At 71.5% G+C, this 326-nt stretch carries 1 protein-coding gene; it reads right to left on the bottom strand.

What is annotated here, in order from left to right; all coding sequences use genetic code 11:
• A partial coding sequence (locus tag NVV99_RS26430) for a condensation domain-containing protein (protein WP_260783292.1) occupies positions 1-326 on the bottom strand: 326 nt, incomplete at both ends.

Here is a 326-nt window from a genome sequence, read left to right as displayed (position 1 = left end):
CCGCGTAGGCGGAGACGATGTCGCGAGTGAGCGGGCCCATCGAGAAGCCGTCGGCGGCGATGTGGTGCACGACCAGCACCAGCACGTGCTCGGCCGCGGTCCCGGTCTCGGTGACGGCGAACAGCCGGGCCCGGAAGGGGACCTGCGTCGTCACGTCGAAGCCGGTGCCGACGATCTCGGTGGCCCGGGCGATCAGATCGGACTCGGCCACCGGGACCGGCGTCAGGTCGGGCACCACCTCGTCCACCGGCAGCACCTGCTGGTAGCCCACACCGTCGACGTCCGGGTAGATCGTCCGCAACGACTCGTGCCGGCCGAGCACGTCG

It is taken from the genome of Rhodococcus sp. PAE-6 (assembly GCF_025290685.1).
Lineage (GTDB): Bacteria > Actinomycetota > Actinomycetes > Mycobacteriales > Mycobacteriaceae > Rhodococcus > Rhodococcus pyridinivorans.
The sequence above is the reverse complement of the archived record's forward strand: the minus strand, read 5'-3'. Positions and strand labels throughout refer to the sequence as shown.